A 17,159-nucleotide genomic window follows, 5' to 3' on the forward strand; every position below is an offset into this window, starting at 1 on the left:
ATGTGGGACCTCCACGCCTTTTCCCCGCTCGACTTCGCGGCGCTCGTCTTCTTCGTGGCCGCTTGGGCCGGCTACAGCATCGCGGTGGCGCGGCGACGGGGCGACCGGCTGAGCCTCAGCCAGATCATGAACCGTCAGCGGCGCAACTGGGCGGTCCAGATGATCGCCCGCGACAACCGCGTGGTGGACACGACGATCAACGCCTCGCTGCAGAACGGCACCGCCTTCTTCGCCTCGACCTCGCTGATCGCGCTCGGCTCGGTGCTGACGCTCTCACGCTCCGGCGACGACGTGCTGAACCTGTTCTCGGCGCTGCCGTTCGGCACCGTAACCACGCGGCAGACCTGGGAGATCAAGGTCGCCGGACTGGCGGTGGTGTTCGTCTACGCCTTCTTCAAATTCGCCTGGGCCTACCGGCTGTTCAATTACGGCGCGATCCTGATCGGCGCGGTGCCGCCCAAGGGCTCGGGCGCCCCCGAGGCGGAGATGCGACGCGCCGCCGAGCGGGCTGGCGCCATGAACGTGGCGGCGGGGTCGCATTTCGCGAAAGGACAGCGTGCCTTCCTGTTCGCGCTGGCCTATCTCGGCTGGTTCGTGAGCGCGCCGGTGCTGATGCTCGCCACCGCCAGCGTGGTTTGGGTGATGTGGCGGCGCCAGTTCGCCTCGCCGATCCGCGCCGCGCTGCTCGCCGAGGAGGATTCCCATGGCCGATGAAGCCGCGATCGAAGAGACGATGCTGCGGCTCGTGAGCGAGCGCGGGGCGGACAAGACCTGCTGTCCCTCCGAGATCGCCCGCGCGCTCGGCGGCCCGCATCCCGACGGCTGGAGTCCGCTGATGCAGCCGGTCCGCCGCGTCGCCGTGCGGCTGACGAAAGAAGGCCGGGTGCAGATTCTTCGAAAGGGCAAGCCCGTGCCCGACCCCGACGATTTTCGCGGGATCTATCGCCTGAGCCTGCCGCAGGCGTGACGGCGGCTCACGGCTTCGGCATCACCGCGTCGGTGTAGCCGGCGAGCTTGTAGGCCAGCATCCCGATCCACTCCTTCACGCCGATGTCGAGTTCGCCCAGGCCGGTCGAGGCGAAGCTGGCGAAGCGGTAGGCGTCGCGCGGCCAGTTGGTGCGGTAATCGACCGGATAGGCGGTGACGTCGAACCCGGCCTTGCGGAAGCAGCCGATCGAGCGCGGCATGTGCCAGGCGGAGGTGACGAGGAGCCAGCGCTCGCCCGGCTTCGGCTGCACCATCCGGGCCGAAAACACCGCGTTCTCGCGCGTGTTGCGCGATTGCTGTTCGAGGATCAGGCGGTTGCGCGGCACGCCGAGCGTGTCGGCGTAGCGGCTGACGATCTCGGCCTCGGAGACCGCGTCCTCGCGGGTGCTGCCCGCGCCGCCGGAGAAGACGAGGCGCGCCTGCGGGTAGCGCCGGGCGAGGTCGCCCAGCGCGATGGCGCGCTCGCCGGCTTCGTTGACCGTGATCTGGTCACGGCCGATCGAGGTATCGGCCTCGACCGTCCCGCCGAGGACGATGATGCCGGTGACCGGCGCCCCGTCGTCGGCGAAGGCGGGGAAGCGGTTTTCCAGCGGCGCCAGCGTCCAGGCCGAGAGCGGTGAGAGGCCGGCGACGAAAAGCCCGACGAAGCCGGTTATCGCGAGAACCCGTCCGATCCCGCGGCCGAACTCGGTGAAGAGCAGCAGGCAGCCAACAAGCCCGAGCAAAATCAGGAAGTTCGACGGCGTGAGGACGAAGAAGATCAGCTTCGAGAGCGGGAAGAACATCGTCTTCTTTCGTCCAGAGTTCGGCACGGCTTCCGTCACGGGCTGACCTTCGCGGCGGCGCGTCAGGTGAGCGGCAGCGACAGAACCGCCGAGGAGGCGGGCCGTTGCGCCAGTGTGGCCAGCCAGCGGCGGATGTTCGGGCGCTCCTCCCGTTTCAGAGGGAGCTGGAACCAGCGATTCGCCGCGAGCCCGGCGGCGATGTCGGCGATGGAGAAGTGCGCGCCTGCCACGTAGGGGGTGTCCGCGAGGTGCCGGTCGAGCAGGGCGGCGCAGCGCTCGGAATTCGTCCGTGACGCCTCGATCACGCGGGGGTCCTGCTTGTCGGGCGCGACGCGCACGAGCTGGAGGAAGGCGTCGCGCATCGCCGGGGTGAAGGCGGTGGCCTGCCAATCGAGCCACTGATCGATCAGCGCGCGGGCGCGCGGGGCTTCGGGCAGGGCGAGCGGCCCGCCATGCGCATGGGCGAGGTAGCGCAGGATCGCGTTCGACTCCCACAGGACGAAGCCGTCCTCTTCGAGCGTCGGCACGAGGCCGTTGGGATTCATCGCGCGATAGGCGGCGTCGCCGACGATGCCGTGAGCGCCGCCCGCCTCGATGTGCTCGTAGTTGAGCCCGAGTTCGTCGAGCGCCCAGAGCGCCTTCTGCACGTTTCCGGAGCTGGCCCGCCCCCACAGCTTCAGCGTCATCCCTGGTCCTCGTCGGTGTTCTCGGGCGGATAGGCGTGCACGGCCCCGCTCGGATCGGTCACCTGCCACGCGCCGTCCGATTCCTCCAGATAGCCCGGCCCCACCGGAACCTTGCCGTGGCCGCCGGGAATGTCGAGCACGTAGAGCGGCTGGGCGAGGCCGGAGAGGCGCCCGCGCAGGCGTCGCATCAGCGCCTGCCCCTCGGGCAGTCCCGTGCGCAGATGGCCGGTGCCGGGCGCGAGGTCGCCATGATGGAGGTAGTAGGGCTTGATCCGGTTCTCGACGAAGCGGCGCATCAGGCTCTCGAGCGTCTCCGCGTCGTCGTTGACGCCGCGTAGCAGCACGCTCTGGCTCACCATCGGGATGCCGGCATCGACCAGCCGGGCGATGGCCGCGCACGCGGCCGGCGTGAATTCGCGCGGATGGTTGGCGTGGAGCGCCACGAACACCGCGCCGGAAAATTGTCTCAGCGCCGCGACCAACGCCTCGTCGACGCGGCGCGGCTCGACCACGGGGACGCGGGTGTGGAAGCGCAGCACCCGCACATGCGGGATCGCGCCAAGCGCCTCGGTGATGGCCGCCAGCCGCCGCGGCGAGAGGGCGAAGGGATCGCCCCCCGTCACCACCACCTCCCAGATCTCCGGATGCTCGGTGATGTAGCGATAGGCGACCGCCAGCTCCGCCTCGCTGAGCGAGCCGTGGCCGGCGGGCCCGACGCGCTCGCGGCGGAAGCAGAACCGGCAATAGACCGGGCAGATATGGAGCGGCTTGAGCAGCACGCGGTCGGGATAGCGGTGGACGATGCCGGGAACGGCCGCGTGCGCGTCGTCGCCGATCGGGTCAGCGCGCTCTTCCGGGCGCGTCTCGATCTCGTCCGCCCGCGGTACGAACTGGCGGGCGATCGGGTCGTCGGGGTCGTCCCGGTCGATCAGTTCGGCCATGTCGGCCGTCACCGAGACCGCGTAGCGCGCCGCGACCCGCTCCAGAGCGGGGAGAGCGGCCGCCTCCACCAGCCCGGTGCGGGCGAGCGCGGCCGTGCTCTTCAGGGCAAGACTCAACACGTCTCCACTCACCGGGTCCTGCCCCGGGCGACCGGGGTCCAGATCACGTCGTCGATGCGCGGCGCACCGGTGGCCAGCATCACCAGCCGATCGAAGCCCAGCGCGATGCCGCTCGCCTCGGGCATCACGGCGAGCGCCTCCAGAAACTCCTCGTCGATGGGGTAGCGCTCGCCGTAAATGCGGGCCTTCTCCGCCATCTCCGCCTCGAAGCGGCGGCGCTGCTCGGCCGGGTCGGTCAGTTCGCCGAAGGCATTGGCGAGTTCGACGCCGCAGGCATAGAGCTCGAACCGCTCGGCGACGCGTGGGTCGCGCGGGCTCGGCCGGGCGAGCGCCGCCTCGCTCACCGGATACTCGCACAGCACCGTCGGGCGTCCCTGCCCGAGATGCGGCTCGATCAGCCCGACGAGGACGCGGCTGAACAGGTCGGCCCAGCTGTCGTCCGGCGCGACGCGCAGGCCGCGGGTCATCACCGCGTCGGCGAGTCGGTCGCGGTCGGTGGCGCCGTCGGGGGCGATCGAGGCGAGGAGATCGATGGCCGCAAAGCGGTGGAACGCCTCGGCCAAAGTCAGCCGCTCGAAGGGCGCGAACGGGTCGGCCTCGCGCCCGCGGAAGGTCAGGCGCCGGGCACCCGCACTCTCGGCGGCGAGCGCTAGCAGGGCGGCACAATCCGCCATCAGGGCGTCGTAGTCCTCGCCCGCCCGGTACCACTCGAGCATGGTGAATTCGGGATGGTGCAGCGCGCCGCGCTCGCGGTTGCGGAAGACGCGGGCGAGGCTGAACAGGCGCGGCTCGCCCGCCGCCAGGAGCTTCTTGCAGGCGAATTCCGGCGAGGTGTGGAGGTAGAGCGGCTCGCGCCCGCCATCGGGCAGGATCGCCTCCGTGGCGAAGGCCGAGAGATGCGCCTCGTTGCCCGGCGAGACTTGCAGCGCGGCGGCCTCCACCTCCACGAAATCGCGGCTCGCGAACCACGCGCGGAGTCCCGCGAGGATGCGGTTGCGGGTCAGCAGCAGCGGCCGGCGATCCGCGTGGAGGCCGGGATGCCACCAGGGCGAAGACTCGTGACTCACGCGAAAACAGCCTCCGGCTGGCAACCGAACCGCGGATAGGGTAGGGCCTCGCGGATGATTCCGCTCACCCGGCCGAGACGCCGGTGAAGAGCCGCCGTTCTCGTCCAGCCAAGGTCCACGCTCGTGAAAGTGATTGCCAGTACCCTTCGCAAGGGCAACGTCGTCGATAAGGACGGCAAGCTCTACGTCATCCTGACGGCTGAGAACATCCACCCCGGCAAGGGTACGCCGGTGACGCAGCTCGACATGCGTCGCATCACGGATGGCGTGAAGGTCTCCGAGCGCTACCGCACCACCGAGCAGGTCGAGCGCGCCTTCGTCGAGGATCGCGACCACACCTTCCTGTATCAGGACGGCGAGGGGTATCACTTCATGAACCCCGAGAGCTACGAGCAGATCGCCGTTCCGGCGGACGTCATCGGCGACGCCGCCCCCTACCTGCAGGAGGGCATGACCGTGTCCCTCTCGACCCATAATGGCGTGCCGCTGACCATCGAGCTGCCGCAGCGCATGACCTTCGAGATCGTCGAGACCGAGCCGGTTACCAAGGGCCAGACCGCCTCCTCGTCCTACAAGCCGGCGCTCCTGTCGAACGGCGTGAAGACCTCGGTGCCGCCGCACATCACCACCGGCACCCGCGTCGTCATCATGACGGCCGACGGTTCGTACGTGGAGCGTGCGAAGGACTAAGTCTTCACGGCGGGGCTGCGGTGCCTTCCGCGGCCTCGTAGCAGCGCTGCGAGAGGCCCTGCGCCTCGGCCCGCTCCTCAACCGAATACGGTTTGCCGGAGCCCCAGAGCCCCTCCCGGCGTAGGGCGTCGGCGGTGCAGCGGGCGGCGATCCGGCAGGCTCCCGCCTCGCCGCCGGTGCGGGTGCAGTGCGCGACGTAATCCTTGCGGAAGCTCGCGAGCCCGGCCTTCGGATGCGGGCCGGTCAGCGTCACGAGGCCGGTCAGCAGGGCGAGCAGCACCGGCTGGTGGGCGAGGTAGACCGCAAGGCTGTGCCGTCCGGCGAAGGCCGCCCCGCGGGCCACCGGATTGCGAGCCCGCCAACGGGCGAGCGCCGAGTCGGCCAGCATCGGCCGAAGCAGTCGGGCGAGCGCGATCCCGGCCAGCACCAGCCCGAACCAGGGAAACAGCGGCACCCAGTCGTTGCTGTCCGGCAGTCCCTGACCGAGACCCAGAAAATAGAATTCCGGCGCGTCGAGCAGGGGATGGGCCACGACGTGCGGGGCCAGCATCACCCCGAGGGCGGTGAGCGCCGCGACCGAGGCCGGCAGGAACACGAACGGCAGTCCCAGCAGGCTGGAGACGGCGATGCAGTGCAGGATGCCGAAGAAGATGTAGCTCTGCGGAAAGGCGATCCGCGTTGCCGCCGTGATGAGGAGCGCCGCGCCGCCGATGCGGGCGAGGCGCAGGGCGAAGGACCGCCAGCGCACGCCGTCGCCGTTGGCGAGCACGAGACCGACACCGACCAGCAGCAGGAACGCGCCGGCGATGCCGTGGGCCGCCAGCCGCCCCGGTGGTGTCAGCGCGTAGTTTTGCGGCGTGAGTTGCAGGAAGCCGAGGTCCCACAGCCCATGATAGGCCGCCATTGCCGCAAGCGCCGTGCCGCGGGCCAGATCGACGGCATCGATCCGCCGGCTCGGGCGGAGCGGCGTGGACGAGGGGGAGGCAGACATGGCCGCGCCCTACCACCGTTCGCGGGTCCGGGCGAAGGGTGCGCGCGTAAGCCGCTGTTTGCTGGACAGCCGGCCCTGCGACCCTTCGCATCGTGCGCGAGAGGGGCCACGCTTCCGTGAACGGCGGCAGGGGCGACCTTAACCCTTTGTGCGGCCACGCTCTCCCGTGCCGGAATCTGTTCAAGACTGATCAGACAGGCCGGCGAGACGGCCCCGGCGAGATGCGACATTGTCGCCATGCCTTCGAAAAATGATCATTTGAAGTGTCCCGTTGCCGGCCAAACGGGCTTTCCGCGTAATCTGACTTTGTTAACGTAGCTCCGGGATTGCGCCGCGCGATTCGGCACGGGTTGCTTACATGTCGAACGATCACGAATTGAGTTCCGTCGAGCTTCGCACGCCGGACATGCGGCACCGCGCGACGGAGCGGGAGAGCGAGGAGGAGCGTCCGCCCGAACTCGTGGAGATCGCCGGGCGCATCAAGTGGTTCGACGTCTCGAAGGGGTTCGGCTTCATCGTGCCGGACGACGGCTCGGCGGACGTGCTGCTGCACATCACCTGCCTGCGTCGGGATGGCCACCAGGCCGCCAGCGAGGGTGCGCGGATCGTGGTCGAGGCGGTCAAGCGTGCCCGCGGCTGGCAGACCTTCCGGGTGATCTCGCTCGATCAATCGACCGCGCTCCACCCCTCCGAGCTGCCGATGGCGCGCACGCACGAGGTCGTCACGCCCACGAGCGGCTTGGAGGTCGCGGTGGTGAAGTGGTTCAACCGCCTGCGCGGCTTCGGCTTCCTCAGCCGCGGCGACGGCACGCCGGACATCTTCGTCCACATGGAGACCCTGCGCCGCTACGGCATCGCCGAGCTGAAGCCCGGCGAGCAGGTGCTGGTTCGCTACGGCGACGGCTCGAAGGGTGCTATGGCGGCGGAAGTCCGCCTCGCCGATGGGGCGCTTCCGGCCTCCCATTGACGGTGATCCGCGTGCCCGTGTTCCGATCCGCGTCCAAGCTCCTCCTCGCCGCCTGTCTTGCCGCGCTGGCGGCGGCGACTCAGCCGCTGCCGGCCCGCGCCCAGGACGCGGCACCCGCGGCCCAGGCTGCGACCGAGCCGCTCGCCATCGTCGCCAAGAACGGCCGCCACGCCTTCCAGGTCGAGGTGATGCGCACCGACGCGCAGCGCGCCAAGGGGCTGATGTATCGCCGTTCCATGCCCGCCGACCACGGCATGCTGTTCGACTTCGAGCGGCCGGCGCCAGCCACCATGTGGATGAAGAACACCTACCTTTCCCTCGACATGGTGTTCATCCGCTCCGACGGCTCGATCGCCCGCATCGCCGCCGACACCGAGCCGCTCTCGACCAAGGTGATCTCCTCGGGTGAGCCGGTTCTGGCAGTGCTCGAACTCAATGCCGGCACCGCCGCCAAGCTCGGCATCCGCGCCGGCGACCGGGTCGAGCACCCGATGTTCAAGCGCTGAGCCCCGCGATGGCCCCGGAGTCCGACGATCCGGCCGGGGTCTGGGACGACGCGCTGCGCGCCGCCGCCCTGTTCGCCGCCGATCCGCACGGTCTCGGCGGGATCGTGCTGCGCGCCCGCGCAGGGCCGGTGCGCGATCTCTGGCTCGACCATCTGCGCGATCTTTTCGCCGGGCCGATCCGCCGGATGCCGCCGGGCATCGCCGACGACCGGCTGATTGGCGGCCTCGACCTACCCGCGACCCTGCGCGCCGGCCGCCCGGTGATTCAGTGCGGGCTTCTGGCCGAGGCTGATGGCGGGCTCGTGCTGGTGCCGATGGCCGAGCGGCTGGAGCGCGGCACCGTCGCCCGTCTCGCGGGCGCCCTCGATACCGGTAGGCTGACGCTCGAACGCGACGGCCTCGCCGCTCGGCTCCCAGCCCGGTTCGGCCTCGTGCTGCTCGACGAAGGGCAGGACAGCGAAGGGAATGAGGACGAGACCGTCGCGGCGGCCCTCGCCGACCGGCTCGCCTTCCGCATCGACCTGAGCGGCGTCAGCCTGCGCGAGGCGCGGGCGACGGCATCACCGCGGGCAAAGGGGCCGAAGCCACGGGAGCCGCAGGCTCTAACGCCACCGGGACAGGCGCCGGACGATCCGGTCGCCACCCTGTGCGCCGTCGCGGAAGCCTTCGGCGTCGCATCCCTGCGGGCGCCGCTCCTCGCCCTCCGGGCCGCCCGGCAGATCGCGGCAGCGGCGTGCCGCGGGGAGCTGGGCGAGGCCGACCTGATCGAGGCGGCCCGGTTCGTGCTCGCCCCGCGTGCGACGCGGCTGCCCGCGCCGCCCCAACCCGACGCAGAGGCAGCGGACCCGCCGCCTCCGGAGCCGCATCCTCCGCGAGACGCTCAGCCAGAGCCCGACGACGCGACAGAGCGGAACGAGTCGATGGCGCAGACGCTCGACGAAACGGTGCTCGAAGCCGTCCGCGCCGCGTTGCCAAAAAATCTGCTGGCGCAGCTTCTCGCCGGCGGTCCGCCGCTGCGCGCGACGGCCGCCGGGCGGATGGGTGCGGCCTCCGCCTCGCCGCTGCTGGGCCGGCCTGTCGGCAGCCGTCCCGGCGACCCGCGCCGGGGGCGGCTCGACCTGATCGCGACGCTCCGCGCCGCCGCGCCCTGGCAGCGCCTGCGTCACGCCGGGGACAATGCGGGCCGCATCGTCGTCACCCCGGAGGATTTCCGGATTAGGCGGCTGAAGCGGCGCAGCGAGACCACGACGATCTTCTGCGTCGATGCCTCCGGCTCGGCGGCTCTGGAGCGGCTGGCGGAGGCGAAGGGCGCCGTCGAGTTGCTGCTCGCCGAGGCTTACGTCCGACGCGACCGGATCGCCCTCGTCGCCTTCCGCGGCACCGGTGCCGAGACCGTGCTGCCGCCGACGCGCTCCCTGGTGCGGGCCAAGCGCGCGCTCGCCGGACTGCCGGGCGGGGGCGGCACGCCGCTCGCCGCCGGGCTCGACGCCGCCGCGACCCTGGCGCTCGGCATCCGACGCGGCGGCGGAAGCCCGGTCATCGTCCTGCTCACCGACGGGCGCGCCAACGTCGCCCGATCCGGCCTCGGCGGCCGGGCGCTGGCTGGGGAGGAGGCGCTGGGCGCCGCCCGCCTGCTACGGACGCAGGGCCTGCCTATCCTCGTGATCGACACCGGTGCCCGCCCGGACGGCGCCCGCCGCCTCGCCGAAGTGGCACAGGCGCGCTACTGTCCGCTGCCCCACGCCGATGCGGGCAGCGTCAGCGCGGCGGTGCGCGCCGCCACAGCCTGAGGCTCGACTGCTCTTGCCCCTCCGCAACGACGACCGGCCGAATTGGGAGCGCGACGGCCGCGACTGGCCGCACCGGGCCGCGAGCCGCTTCGTGGACGCCGCGGGCCTGCGCTGGCACGTGCAGGAATTCGGCGAGCCGGGGGCACCCGGCCTGCTGCTCCTGCACGGCACCGGGGCCGCGACGCATTCCTGGCGCGGGCTGGCGCCGCTCCTGGCCGCGCGCGGGTTTCGCGTGCTGGCGCCCGATCTGCCGGGCCACGGCTTCACCGATCCGCTGCCCGCCCGCCGCCTCTCCCTGCCGGGCATGGCCGAGGCGGTGGGTGACCTCGCCGCCAGCCTCGACCTGACGCCGCGCCTCGCCATCGGCCACTCGGCCGGCGCGGCCGTGCTCGCGCGGATGTGCCTCGAGCGACGCATCGCCCCCGAGCTGCTGGTGGCGCTCAACGGCGCGCTGACGCCGTTTCCCGGCGTGGCGAGCTTCCTGTTCCCCGGCATCGCCCGGATGCTGTTCCTCAACCCCGTCACCCCGAAAGTCTTCGCCTGGAGCGCCGACCGGGCCGCCGTACGCCGGCTCATCGACGGCACCGGCTCGCGCCTCGATCCGCAGGGTCTCGACCTCTACCGGCGGCTGTTCACCCGCGCCGGCCACGTCGCAGGTGCCCTCGGCATGATGGCGAACTGGGATCTTCCGGCGCTGTCGCGCGATCTGCCGCGGCTCGGCACCCGCACGCTGCTGATCGTCGGCGGAGACGACAAGGCGATCAAGCCGGAGGACGCCTTCACCCTCCGCGAGCGCCTGCCCGACGCCCGCGTCGAGCTGCTGCGCGGCCTCGGCCATCTCGCCCACGAGGAGGCGCCGGAGCGGGTGGCCGACATCATCCTCGCGGAAGCCGGTGGGAGGCAGGCTGCGTCGGCCTGAATCACCTCTTGCGCTGACAAAAATCCCGGCCATAGTGTCAACGTATGTTGACACTCGCCGTCAAGCCGACTGATGCGACAGGCCCCGATGCCCGGCCGCACGCCGTCGTGATCGGCGCCGGCTTCGGCGGGCTGGCGGCGGCGATCCGGCTCGGCGCGCGCGGCTACCGCGTCACGGTGCTGGAACGGCTCGACCAGCCGGGCGGTCGCGCCCGCGTCCACCGGCAGGACGGCTTCACCTTCGACGCAGGGCCGACCATCGTCACCGCGCCGTTCCTGTTCGAGGAGCTGTGGCGCCTGTGCGGGCGGGCGATGCACGAGGACGCTACCCTCGTGCCGATGCAGCCGTTCTACCGCATCCGCTTCGAGGACGGCGAAAGCTTCGCCTATAGCGGCGACCGCGCGGCGATGCGGGCCGAGGTCGCCCGGTTCTCTCCAGACGACGTGGCCGGCTACGAGCGCTTCATGGCCCATAGCGAGGCCGTGTGCCGTGTCGGCTTCGAGAGGCTCGGCCACGTTCCGTTCGGGAGCGTCGGGGCGATGCTGCGGATCGCGCCCGACCTTCTGCGCCTGTCGGGCCACCGCAGCGTCTACGACGTGGTCGCCCGCTTCATCCGCGATGAGCGGCTGCGCACGGTCTTCAGCTTCCATCCGCTGCTCATCGGCGGGAACCCGTTCCGCGCCAGCGGCATCTACTGCCTCATCGCCCATCTGGAGCGGCAATGGGGCGTCCATTTCGCCATGGGCGGCACCGGGCGGCTGGTAGACGGCCTCGCCGGGCTGATCCGCGGGCAGGGCGGGACGATCCGCTGCGGCGCGGACGTGGCACGCATCCGGGTCGAGGGCGGGGCGGCGACAGGCGTCGAGCTGGCGGACGGCGAGGATCTCTCCGCCGACATCGTCGTCTCGAACGCCGATTCCGCCTTCACCTACGGCACGCTTCTGGGCGGCCGGACCCGGCGCTGGAGCGCGCGGCGTCTCGCGCGCGCCGCGTCCTCTATGGGGCTGTTCGTCTGGTATTTCGGCACCCGGAAGAAATACCCGGAGGTCGATCACCACATGATCCTGATGGGCCCGCGCTACCGCGCGCTGCTGCAGGACATCTTCGACCGCAAGCACTTGGCGGACGATTTCAGCCTCTACCTCCACCGCCCGACGGCGACCGACCCGCTGCTCGCTCCACCCGGCTGCGACGCCTTCTACGTGCTCGCCCCTGTGCCGAACCTCGCCGGCGGACAGGATTGGACGCAGCGCGCCGAGCCGTACCGGCAGCGGATCGCCCGCTTCCTCGAAGGCTCGGTGCTGCCGGGGCTCTCCGACGCCCTCGTCACCTCGCGGGTGACAACGCCGCAGGATTTCTCCGACGACTTCCTGAGCTTCCGCGGCTCGGGCTTCGGGCTCGAACCGGTGCTGACGCAATCGGCGTGGTTCCGCCCGCACAACCGCTCGGAGGATGTGGCGAACCTCTTCCTCGTCGGCGCAGGGACGCATCCCGGCGCCGGTCTGCCGGGTGTGCTCTCCTCGGCCCGTGTCCTCGATTCGGTGGTGCCGGATGCCCGTGTTCGTGCCTGATCCCTCCGCCGCCGGCCCCGGCGATTGGGCCGCCTGCCGGGCCGCGATCCGCGCCGGGTCGAAAAGCTTCTTCGCGGCCTCGATGCTGCTGCCGCCCAAGGTGCGGGTCTCCGCCTACGGCCTCTACGCCTTCTGCCGCCTCTCCGACGACGCGGTGGACGCGGCGGGCGGCAACCGGGCCGCTTCCCTGGCGCGGCTCGAACGGCGGCTGACGGCGGCGCTTGCCGGCCGCCCCGCCGATCACCCTGCCGACCGGGCGCTCGCCGAGGTCCTGGCCCGCCACGCCATCCCCGAGGCGCTGCCGCGGGCGCTGCTCGAAGGCTTCGCCTGGGACACGCAAGGGCGGCGCTACGACACCCTGTCGGATCTTTCCGCCTACGCCGCCCGCGTCGCGGGAACGGTGGGGGCGATGATGACGCTGGTGATGGGCGTGCGCGATGCGGACGCGCTCGCCCGCGCCTGCGACCTCGGCGTGGCGATGCAGTTCACCAACATCGCCCGCGATGTCGGCGAGGATGCCCGCGCCGGGCGTCTCTACCTGCCGCGGAACTGGCTCGACGCCGCCGGAATCGATCCGGACGCCTTCCTCGCCACCCCCCGGCTCAGCCCCGGCCTGCAAAGGGTCTTGGCCGACCTGCTGACGGCGGCCGACGAACTCTACGCCCGCGCCGAACCCGGCATCGCCGCGCTTCCCCTGGGGTGCCGCCCGGCGATCCGCGCCGCCGGCACGATCTACGCGGAAATCGGCCGCGCGGTGGAGGCGAACGGCCTCGATGCGATCACCCGGCGCGCCCGCGTCAGCGGCGCTCACAAGGCCGGACTCCTTGCTCGCGCCGTCCTGCCCGCGGGCCGCGTGCCGGGCCTTTCGGCACCGCCGCTGCCGGAGACGGCGTTCCTCGTGCAGGCCGTGCTGCACCATCCAGTCCCGGCCTCACGCCGCCTGCCGCCGTGGTGGAACGTCTCGGGTCAGGTCGTGCGGGTGCTCGACCTCATCGAGGTGCTGGAGGAACGCGATGCGTTCCGCCGTTCCGCGCCGTCGTGAGGGGAAAGCGGGGCGAGGGGATGCGCACTCACCCGATGCGGATCACCTGAACCGGCCTCATCCCAAGCCCCCGGCCTCGACGATGAAGCGCGCCACCGTATCCGCCCCGTGTCCCTCGCGCAGCGAGGCGAACACGTAGGGCCGCGTACCGCGCATCCGCCGCGTGTCGGCCTCCATCACCGAGAGGTCGGCGCCGACCAGCGGGGCGAGGTCGGTCTTGTTGACGATGAGCAGGTCCGAGCGGGTGATGCCGGGGCCGCCCTTGCGCGGGATCTTCTCGCCGCCCGCCACATCGATGACGTAGAGGGTGAGGTCGGCCAGTTCCGGCGAGAAGGTCGCCGCGAGGTTGTCGCCGCCGGATTCGATCAGCACGAGATCGAGCTTCGGGAAGCGGCGGCGCATCTCCGCCACCGCCGCGAGATTGATGGAGGCGTCCTCGCGGATCGCCGTGTGCGGGCAGCCGCCGGTCTCGACGCCGAGGATGCGCTCCTCGGGCAGCGCCCCAGCCACGGTGAGGATGCGCGCATCCTCCTTGGTGTAGATGTCGTTGGTGATCGCGCAGATCTCGTAGCTGTCGCGAAACCGGCGGCAGAGCTGCTCCATCAGCGCCGTCTTGCCCGAGCCGACGGGGCCGCCAATGCCGACGCGCAGAGGTCCGTTGAGGGATGCCATAACGTCCAAAAATGTCCTCAGGAGCGGAAGATGCGGGAATACTGCGTCTCGTGACGGAAGGAACCGAGGTCGAGCCGCAGGGTCGCGCTGCCGAGCGCGTCGAGGTCTCCGACCTGAAGCGTCCCCGCGAGTGCAGCGACCTGCGGCGTGAGCGCGGCGAGCACCGCTGTGCCGGCGCTCTGGCCGACCGGCGCCACCCGTAGCGCCGCCGAGACGAGGTTCTGGACGAAGGCAAGGCCGTAGGCCGCCACCGTCGCTTCCCGCACGACGCCGTGCGCGCCGGCCGCCGCGCCGACGGCGACGGGATAGGCGATCTCGGCCGCGAGATGCTCGGCGACGGTCGAGAGAGCAGGGCAGGGCCAGGCCCGCAACGTCGCGTCGAGAAAGCTGCGGCCCTGCTGGCTCGTTTCCAGGTGAAGCTCGCGCGAGGGGGCGAGCGCCAGCGCGAGATCGTTGATCTCGACGAGTCCCGCCCCGTCGCCCGCCTCCGTCGCGCGATGGGCGGCGGCGCAGAGGATCATGTCGTTGCGCCCCGCGCCCCGCTCCAGCACGTCGCCGAGCCAGTCGGAGAGGGTGGTGGCGTCCCTCACGTCGCCGCACTCCACCGCCCATTCGAGTCCGTGCGAATAGGCGAAGGCTCCGACCGGGTAGGTCGGCGAGAGCCACGCCATCAGCCGCAGCGCATCAATCATGGGCGTGATGGTGGCCGTGCGAATGAGCATGGTCGTGCCCGTGGCCGCCGGCATAGGCGCCGCCCTCGGGCCGGAACGGCCGCGTCACCGGCTCGGCGCTGCCCCCTAAGCCCCGCACCATCTCGGCGAGCACGTGGTCGTGGCCGATCCACACCGCCTCCTCGCCGATCTCGGCGGGGATGTGCCGGTTGCCGATGTGCCAGATCAGCCGCTTGAGCGCGTGCGGGGAGGGCGCGCGGATTTCGAGCAGCGCCTCCGTCGCCGCCTCGACCCAGACCAGCCGGCCATCCTCCAGCGCGAGGGCGTCGCCGTCCTCCAATACGGTGGCCTCGGCGAGGTCGAGCAGGAAGGCGGTGCCCCCGACGCCGCGCATCGCCATGCGGCGGCGGTGGCGGTCGTTCGAATCGAGCACGATGCGGTCGACGATCTCGCCGGAGCCGAGACGATCGCGGCGGATGACGCGGGTGGCGCGGATCATGACTTTACGATGGGTCGAGGAGACCAGGCTCCTTCGGCAGGAAGCTTGGATCGAGCGCCTGCTCGACGGTGAAGGGTGGCTGCTCGGGAAACAGGCTGAAGTCGATGCCGGTCTCTCTGGCTGCCTCAAGGCGCGCAGAGAGATAGCACTCCGAGAAGACTTCGGCCGGATAGCGCTTCAGGCTCGGACTCGACTTCAGAATTCGGCCGATACGCATGCGCTGCTCCCGCAGCGTGGCCTGCCAACTGCTCGTCCGAGCACCGGGCTGGTATTTCCACTTGAGCAGATGCGCCAAGAGGACGTCGAGGCGGCTTTCGATCTCGCGCTTCTCGCTGCCTCCCACGCTAGCCACCTCATCGATCAGATTGAGAAGATCGAGTTCATCGAACCGGCCTGCGCGCAGCAGTTCGGCCTGAGCCTGCGTCCAGGCGTAGAAATCCGTCTCGTAAAGATCGGCAGCCGAGGACGGCTTAAGCGCGGCCTTTGTCATCGGGGTCTCCTGTCAGTGGCCGATGATAGCTCAGAACAGGAAGTAGCGCTGCGCCATCGGCAGAACCTCGGCCGGCTCGCAGACCAGCAGCTCGCCATCGGCGCGCACATCGTAGGTCTCGGGGTCGATCTCGATCACCGGCGTCGCGTCGTTGAGGATCATGCTCTTCTTCGAGATGCCGCCGCGCACGTTCTCCACCGCCACCAGTTCCTTGGAGACGCGCAGCCGCTCCTTCACCCCGTCCTCGATCGCGGCCTTCGAGACGAAGGTGAGGGCCGTGGCAAACGGGGCGCGGCCGTAGGCGCCGAACATCGGCCGGTAATGCACCGGCTGCGGCGTCGGGATCGAGGCGTTGGGATCGCCCATCGGCGCGGTCGCGATCATCCCGCCCTTCATGACGAGGTCCGGCTTCACCCCGAAGAAGGCGGGCGTCCATAGCACGAGGTCGGCGAGCTTGCCGGCCTCCACCGAGCCGATATGGCGCGACACGCCGTGGGCGATGGCCGGGTTGATCGTGTACTTCGCCACGTAGCGTCGCGCCCGCAGGTTGTCGTTGCCCGATGCATCTCCGGGCAGGGCGCCGCGCTGGCGCTTCATCTTGTCGGCGGTCTGCCAGGTGCGGATCACCACCTCGCCGACCCGGCCCATCGCTTGGCTGTCGGAGGACATCATCGAGAGCGCGCCGATGTCGTGCAGGATGTCCTCGGCCGCGATGGTCTCCTTGCGGATGCGGCTCTCGGCGAAGGCGAGGTCCTCGGGAATCGATGGGTCGAGGTGGTGGCACACCATCAGCATGTCGAGATGCTCGTCGATGGTGTTCTTGGTGAAGGGCCGGGTCGGGTTCGTCGACGACGGGAGCACGTTGGCGAGCCCCGCCACCCGCATGATGTCCGGCGCGTGGCCGCCGCCCGCGCCCTCGGTGTGGAAGGCGTGGATGGTGCGGCCCTTGAAGGCGGCGATCGTGTCCTCGACGAAGCCCGACTCGTTGAGCGTGTCGGTGTGGATCATGACCTGCACGTCGTGGGCGTCCGCCACCGTCAGGCAGGTGTCGATCGCGGCGGGCGTTGTGCCCCAATCCTCGTGCAGCTTCATTGCGCAGGCGCCGGCACGGATCATCTCCTCCAGCGCGCCGGGGACCGAGGCATTGCCCTTGCCGGCAAAGGCAAGGTTCATCGGAAAATGGTCCGCCGCCTCGATCATCCGGGCAATGTGCCAGGGGCCCGGCGTGCAGGTGGTGGCGAAGGTGCCGTGCGCGGGGCCGGTGCCGCCGCCCAGCATCGTCGTGACGCCGGAACACAGGGCCTCCTCGATCTGCTGCGGGCAAATGAAGTGGATGTGGCTGTCGAAGCCGCCGGCGGTGAGGATCTTGCCCTCGCCCGCGATCACCTCGGTGCCGGGCCCGACGACGATGTCGACATTCGCCTGAACGTCAGGATTGCCGGCCTTGCCGAGCTTGACGATTCGGCCGCGCACGATGCCGACATCGCATTTCACGATGCCCCAGTGATCCAGCACCACCGCGTTGGTGATGACGGTGTCGACCGCACCTTCCGCGTTCGTCGCCTGCGACTGGCCCATCCCGTCGCGGATCACCTTGCCACCGCCGAACTTCACCTCCTCGCCGTAGGTCGTGAAGTCGCGCTCGACCTCGATCTCCAGGCTGGTGTCGGCGAGCCGGATGCGATCCCCGGTGGTCGGACCGAACATGTCGGCATAGGCGGCGCGGGGCAGGCGGGCAGACATGAGGGACACTCAGGTTTTGGCG

19 protein-coding genes are annotated in these 17,159 nt (G+C 70.6%); 9 read left to right on the forward strand and 10 right to left on the reverse strand.

Going from position 1 to position 17,159, the window contains the following annotated elements:
• Together LPC10_RS14920 and LPC10_RS14925 are read left to right on the forward strand one after the other, a co-directional pair.
• A complete protein-coding gene (locus tag LPC10_RS14920; protein WP_231342894.1) occupies positions 1 to 714 on the forward strand; it encodes a DUF599 domain-containing protein in 714 nt (237 codons plus the stop codon).
• Positions 704 to 967 (forward strand): DUF3253 domain-containing protein, encoded by a 264-nt coding sequence (locus LPC10_RS14925; RefSeq protein WP_231342895.1) that lies wholly within the window; start codon positions 704 to 706, stop codon positions 965 to 967. The genes LPC10_RS14920 and LPC10_RS14925 overlap by 11 nt, the downstream gene beginning before the upstream one ends.
• Before the next feature lie 7 nt (positions 968 to 974).
• Here the strand turns inward: LPC10_RS14925 and LPC10_RS14930 are convergent, their stop codons facing one another.
• The 4 genes from LPC10_RS14930 to epmA all read right to left on the reverse strand — a co-directional run bounded on the left by LPC10_RS14930 (position 975) and on the right by epmA (position 4,586).
• Positions 975 to 1,772 carry a YdcF family protein gene (locus LPC10_RS14930; protein ID WP_231342897.1) on the reverse strand — a complete coding sequence of 266 codons (798 nt, stop codon included), beginning with the start codon at positions 1,770 to 1,772 and terminating at the stop codon, positions 975 to 977.
• 62 nt (positions 1,773 to 1,834) lie between these two features.
• The gene (locus tag LPC10_RS14935) at positions 1,835 to 2,458 is read right to left on the reverse strand and encodes a glutathione S-transferase family protein (RefSeq protein WP_231342899.1); all 624 of its coding nucleotides are present in this window, start codon (positions 2,456 to 2,458) and stop codon (positions 1,835 to 1,837) included.
• On the reverse strand, positions 2,455 to 3,516 hold the full coding sequence (locus LPC10_RS14940) for a lysine-2,3-aminomutase-like protein (RefSeq protein ID WP_231342901.1): 1,062 nt from the start codon (positions 3,514 to 3,516) through the stop codon (positions 2,455 to 2,457). The genes LPC10_RS14935 and LPC10_RS14940 overlap by 4 nt, the downstream gene beginning before the upstream one ends.
• Before the next feature lie 11 nt (positions 3,517 to 3,527).
• A complete protein-coding gene (gene epmA / locus LPC10_RS14945) occupies positions 3,528 to 4,586 on the reverse strand; it encodes an EF-P lysine aminoacylase EpmA (RefSeq protein WP_231342903.1) in 1,059 nt (352 codons plus the stop codon).
• 123 nt (positions 4,587 to 4,709) lie between these two features.
• On the opposite strand from epmA, the gene efp reads away from it, so the two are divergent.
• Complete coding sequence (gene efp, locus LPC10_RS14950) at positions 4,710 to 5,276, forward strand: elongation factor P (RefSeq protein ID WP_108940846.1); 567 nt, start codon at positions 4,710 to 4,712, stop codon at positions 5,274 to 5,276.
• A gap of 4 nt (positions 5,277 to 5,280) precedes the next feature.
• On the opposite strand, the gene LPC10_RS14955 is transcribed toward efp, so the two are convergent.
• Positions 5,281 to 6,267 carry a heparan-alpha-glucosaminide N-acetyltransferase gene (locus tag LPC10_RS14955; RefSeq protein ID WP_231342904.1) on the reverse strand — a complete coding sequence of 329 codons (987 nt, stop codon included), beginning with the start codon at positions 6,265 to 6,267 and terminating at the stop codon, positions 5,281 to 5,283.
• Positions 6,268 to 6,673: 406 nt separating this feature from the next.
• Here LPC10_RS14955 and LPC10_RS14960 point away from each other — a divergent pair, with 406 nt between their 5' ends.
• The 6 genes from LPC10_RS14960 to LPC10_RS14985 are packed head-to-tail and all read left to right on the forward strand — an operon-like array spanning position 6,674 to position 13,062.
• Complete coding sequence (locus tag LPC10_RS14960; RefSeq protein WP_231347057.1) at positions 6,674 to 7,234, forward strand: cold-shock protein; 561 nt, start codon at positions 6,674 to 6,676, stop codon at positions 7,232 to 7,234.
• Entirely contained in the window at positions 7,231 to 7,740 is a 510-nt protein-coding gene (locus tag LPC10_RS14965; protein WP_231342906.1) for a DUF192 domain-containing protein, read from the forward strand. Before LPC10_RS14960 ends, LPC10_RS14965 begins: the two co-directional genes overlap by 4 nt.
• An 8-nt stretch (positions 7,741 to 7,748) precedes the next feature.
• Positions 7,749 to 9,530, forward strand: coding sequence for a magnesium chelatase subunit D (locus tag LPC10_RS14970; RefSeq protein WP_231342908.1), 1,782 nt, complete (start codon positions 7,749 to 7,751; stop codon positions 9,528 to 9,530).
• Positions 9,531 to 9,543: 13 nt separating this feature from the next.
• Positions 9,544 to 10,449 (forward strand): alpha/beta fold hydrolase BchO, encoded by a 906-nt coding sequence (gene bchO / locus LPC10_RS14975; protein ID WP_231342910.1) that lies wholly within the window; start codon positions 9,544 to 9,546, stop codon positions 10,447 to 10,449.
• A 44-nt stretch (positions 10,450 to 10,493) separates the two neighbouring features.
• A complete protein-coding gene (crtI, locus tag LPC10_RS14980) occupies positions 10,494 to 12,020 on the forward strand; it encodes a phytoene desaturase family protein (protein WP_231342914.1) in 1,527 nt (508 codons plus the stop codon).
• Positions 12,001 to 13,062: a phytoene/squalene synthase family protein gene (locus LPC10_RS14985; RefSeq protein WP_231342915.1), complete on the forward strand. Its 1,062-nt coding sequence runs from the start codon at positions 12,001 to 12,003 to the stop codon at positions 13,060 to 13,062. The genes crtI and LPC10_RS14985 overlap by 20 nt, the downstream gene beginning before the upstream one ends.
• Before the next feature lie 57 nt (positions 13,063 to 13,119).
• Here the strand turns inward: LPC10_RS14985 and ureG are convergent, their stop codons facing one another.
• Genes ureG through ureC form a run of 5 tightly spaced genes read right to left on the reverse strand, consistent with a single transcriptional unit; the run spans position 13,120 to position 17,137 of the window.
• Positions 13,120 to 13,734 carry an urease accessory protein UreG gene (gene ureG / locus LPC10_RS14990; protein ID WP_231342916.1) on the reverse strand — a complete coding sequence of 205 codons (615 nt, stop codon included), beginning with the start codon at positions 13,732 to 13,734 and terminating at the stop codon, positions 13,120 to 13,122.
• 17 nt (positions 13,735 to 13,751) lie between these two features.
• Positions 13,752 to 14,456 (reverse strand): urease accessory protein UreF, encoded by a 705-nt coding sequence (locus tag LPC10_RS14995; protein ID WP_231342918.1) that lies wholly within the window; start codon positions 14,454 to 14,456, stop codon positions 13,752 to 13,754.
• The gene (locus LPC10_RS15000) at positions 14,419 to 14,904 is read right to left on the reverse strand and encodes an urease accessory protein UreE (protein WP_231342920.1); all 486 of its coding nucleotides are present in this window, start codon (positions 14,902 to 14,904) and stop codon (positions 14,419 to 14,421) included. The genes LPC10_RS14995 and LPC10_RS15000 overlap by 38 nt, the downstream gene beginning before the upstream one ends.
• A 4-nt stretch (positions 14,905 to 14,908) precedes the next feature.
• Positions 14,909 to 15,394: a DUF29 domain-containing protein gene (locus LPC10_RS15005; protein ID WP_231342922.1), complete on the reverse strand. Its 486-nt coding sequence runs from the start codon at positions 15,392 to 15,394 to the stop codon at positions 14,909 to 14,911.
• A gap of 30 nt (positions 15,395 to 15,424) precedes the next feature.
• Positions 15,425 to 17,137: an urease subunit alpha gene (gene ureC, locus LPC10_RS15010; protein WP_231342924.1), complete on the reverse strand. Its 1,713-nt coding sequence runs from the start codon at positions 17,135 to 17,137 to the stop codon at positions 15,425 to 15,427.
• Positions 17,138 to 17,159: the final 22 nt, after the last annotated feature.

This window comes from Methylorubrum sp. B1-46, from assembly GCF_021117295.1.
Lineage (GTDB): Bacteria > Pseudomonadota > Alphaproteobacteria > Rhizobiales > Beijerinckiaceae > Methylobacterium.

Excerpts from the sequence above, each read along its gene's own strand:
- LPC10_RS14920 (WP_231342894.1), top strand. The coding sequence starts at position 1 with ATGTGGGACCTCCACGCCTTTTCCCCGCTCGACTTCGCGGCGCTCGTC.
- LPC10_RS14925 (WP_231342895.1), top strand. The coding sequence starts at position 704 with ATGGCCGATGAAGCCGCGATCGAAGAGACGATGCTGCGGCTCGTGAGC.
- LPC10_RS14930 (WP_231342897.1), bottom strand. The coding sequence starts at position 1,772 with ATGTTCTTCCCGCTCTCGAAGCTGATCTTCTTCGTCCTCACGCCGTCG.
- LPC10_RS14935 (WP_231342899.1), bottom strand. The coding sequence starts at position 2,458 with ATGACGCTGAAGCTGTGGGGGCGGGCCAGCTCCGGAAACGTGCAGAAG.
- LPC10_RS14955 (WP_231342904.1), bottom strand. The coding sequence starts at position 6,267 with ATGTCTGCCTCCCCCTCGTCCACGCCGCTCCGCCCGAGCCGGCGGATC.
- LPC10_RS14960 (WP_231347057.1), top strand. The coding sequence starts at position 6,674 with ATGCGGCACCGCGCGACGGAGCGGGAGAGCGAGGAGGAGCGTCCGCCC.
- LPC10_RS14970 (WP_231342908.1), top strand. The coding sequence starts at position 7,749 with ATGGCCCCGGAGTCCGACGATCCGGCCGGGGTCTGGGACGACGCGCTG.
- crtI (WP_231342914.1), top strand. The coding sequence starts at position 10,494 with ATGTTGACACTCGCCGTCAAGCCGACTGATGCGACAGGCCCCGATGCC.
- LPC10_RS14985 (WP_231342915.1), top strand. The coding sequence starts at position 12,001 with ATGCCCGTGTTCGTGCCTGATCCCTCCGCCGCCGGCCCCGGCGATTGG.
- ureG (WP_231342916.1), bottom strand. The coding sequence starts at position 13,734 with ATGGCATCCCTCAACGGACCTCTGCGCGTCGGCATTGGCGGCCCCGTC.
- LPC10_RS14995 (WP_231342918.1), bottom strand. The coding sequence starts at position 14,456 with ATGCTCATTCGCACGGCCACCATCACGCCCATGATTGATGCGCTGCGG.
- LPC10_RS15000 (WP_231342920.1), bottom strand. The coding sequence starts at position 14,904 with ATGATCCGCGCCACCCGCGTCATCCGCCGCGATCGTCTCGGCTCCGGC.
- LPC10_RS15005 (WP_231342922.1), bottom strand. The coding sequence starts at position 15,394 with ATGACAAAGGCCGCGCTTAAGCCGTCCTCGGCTGCCGATCTTTACGAG.
- ureC (WP_231342924.1), bottom strand. The coding sequence starts at position 17,137 with ATGTCTGCCCGCCTGCCCCGCGCCGCCTATGCCGACATGTTCGGTCCG.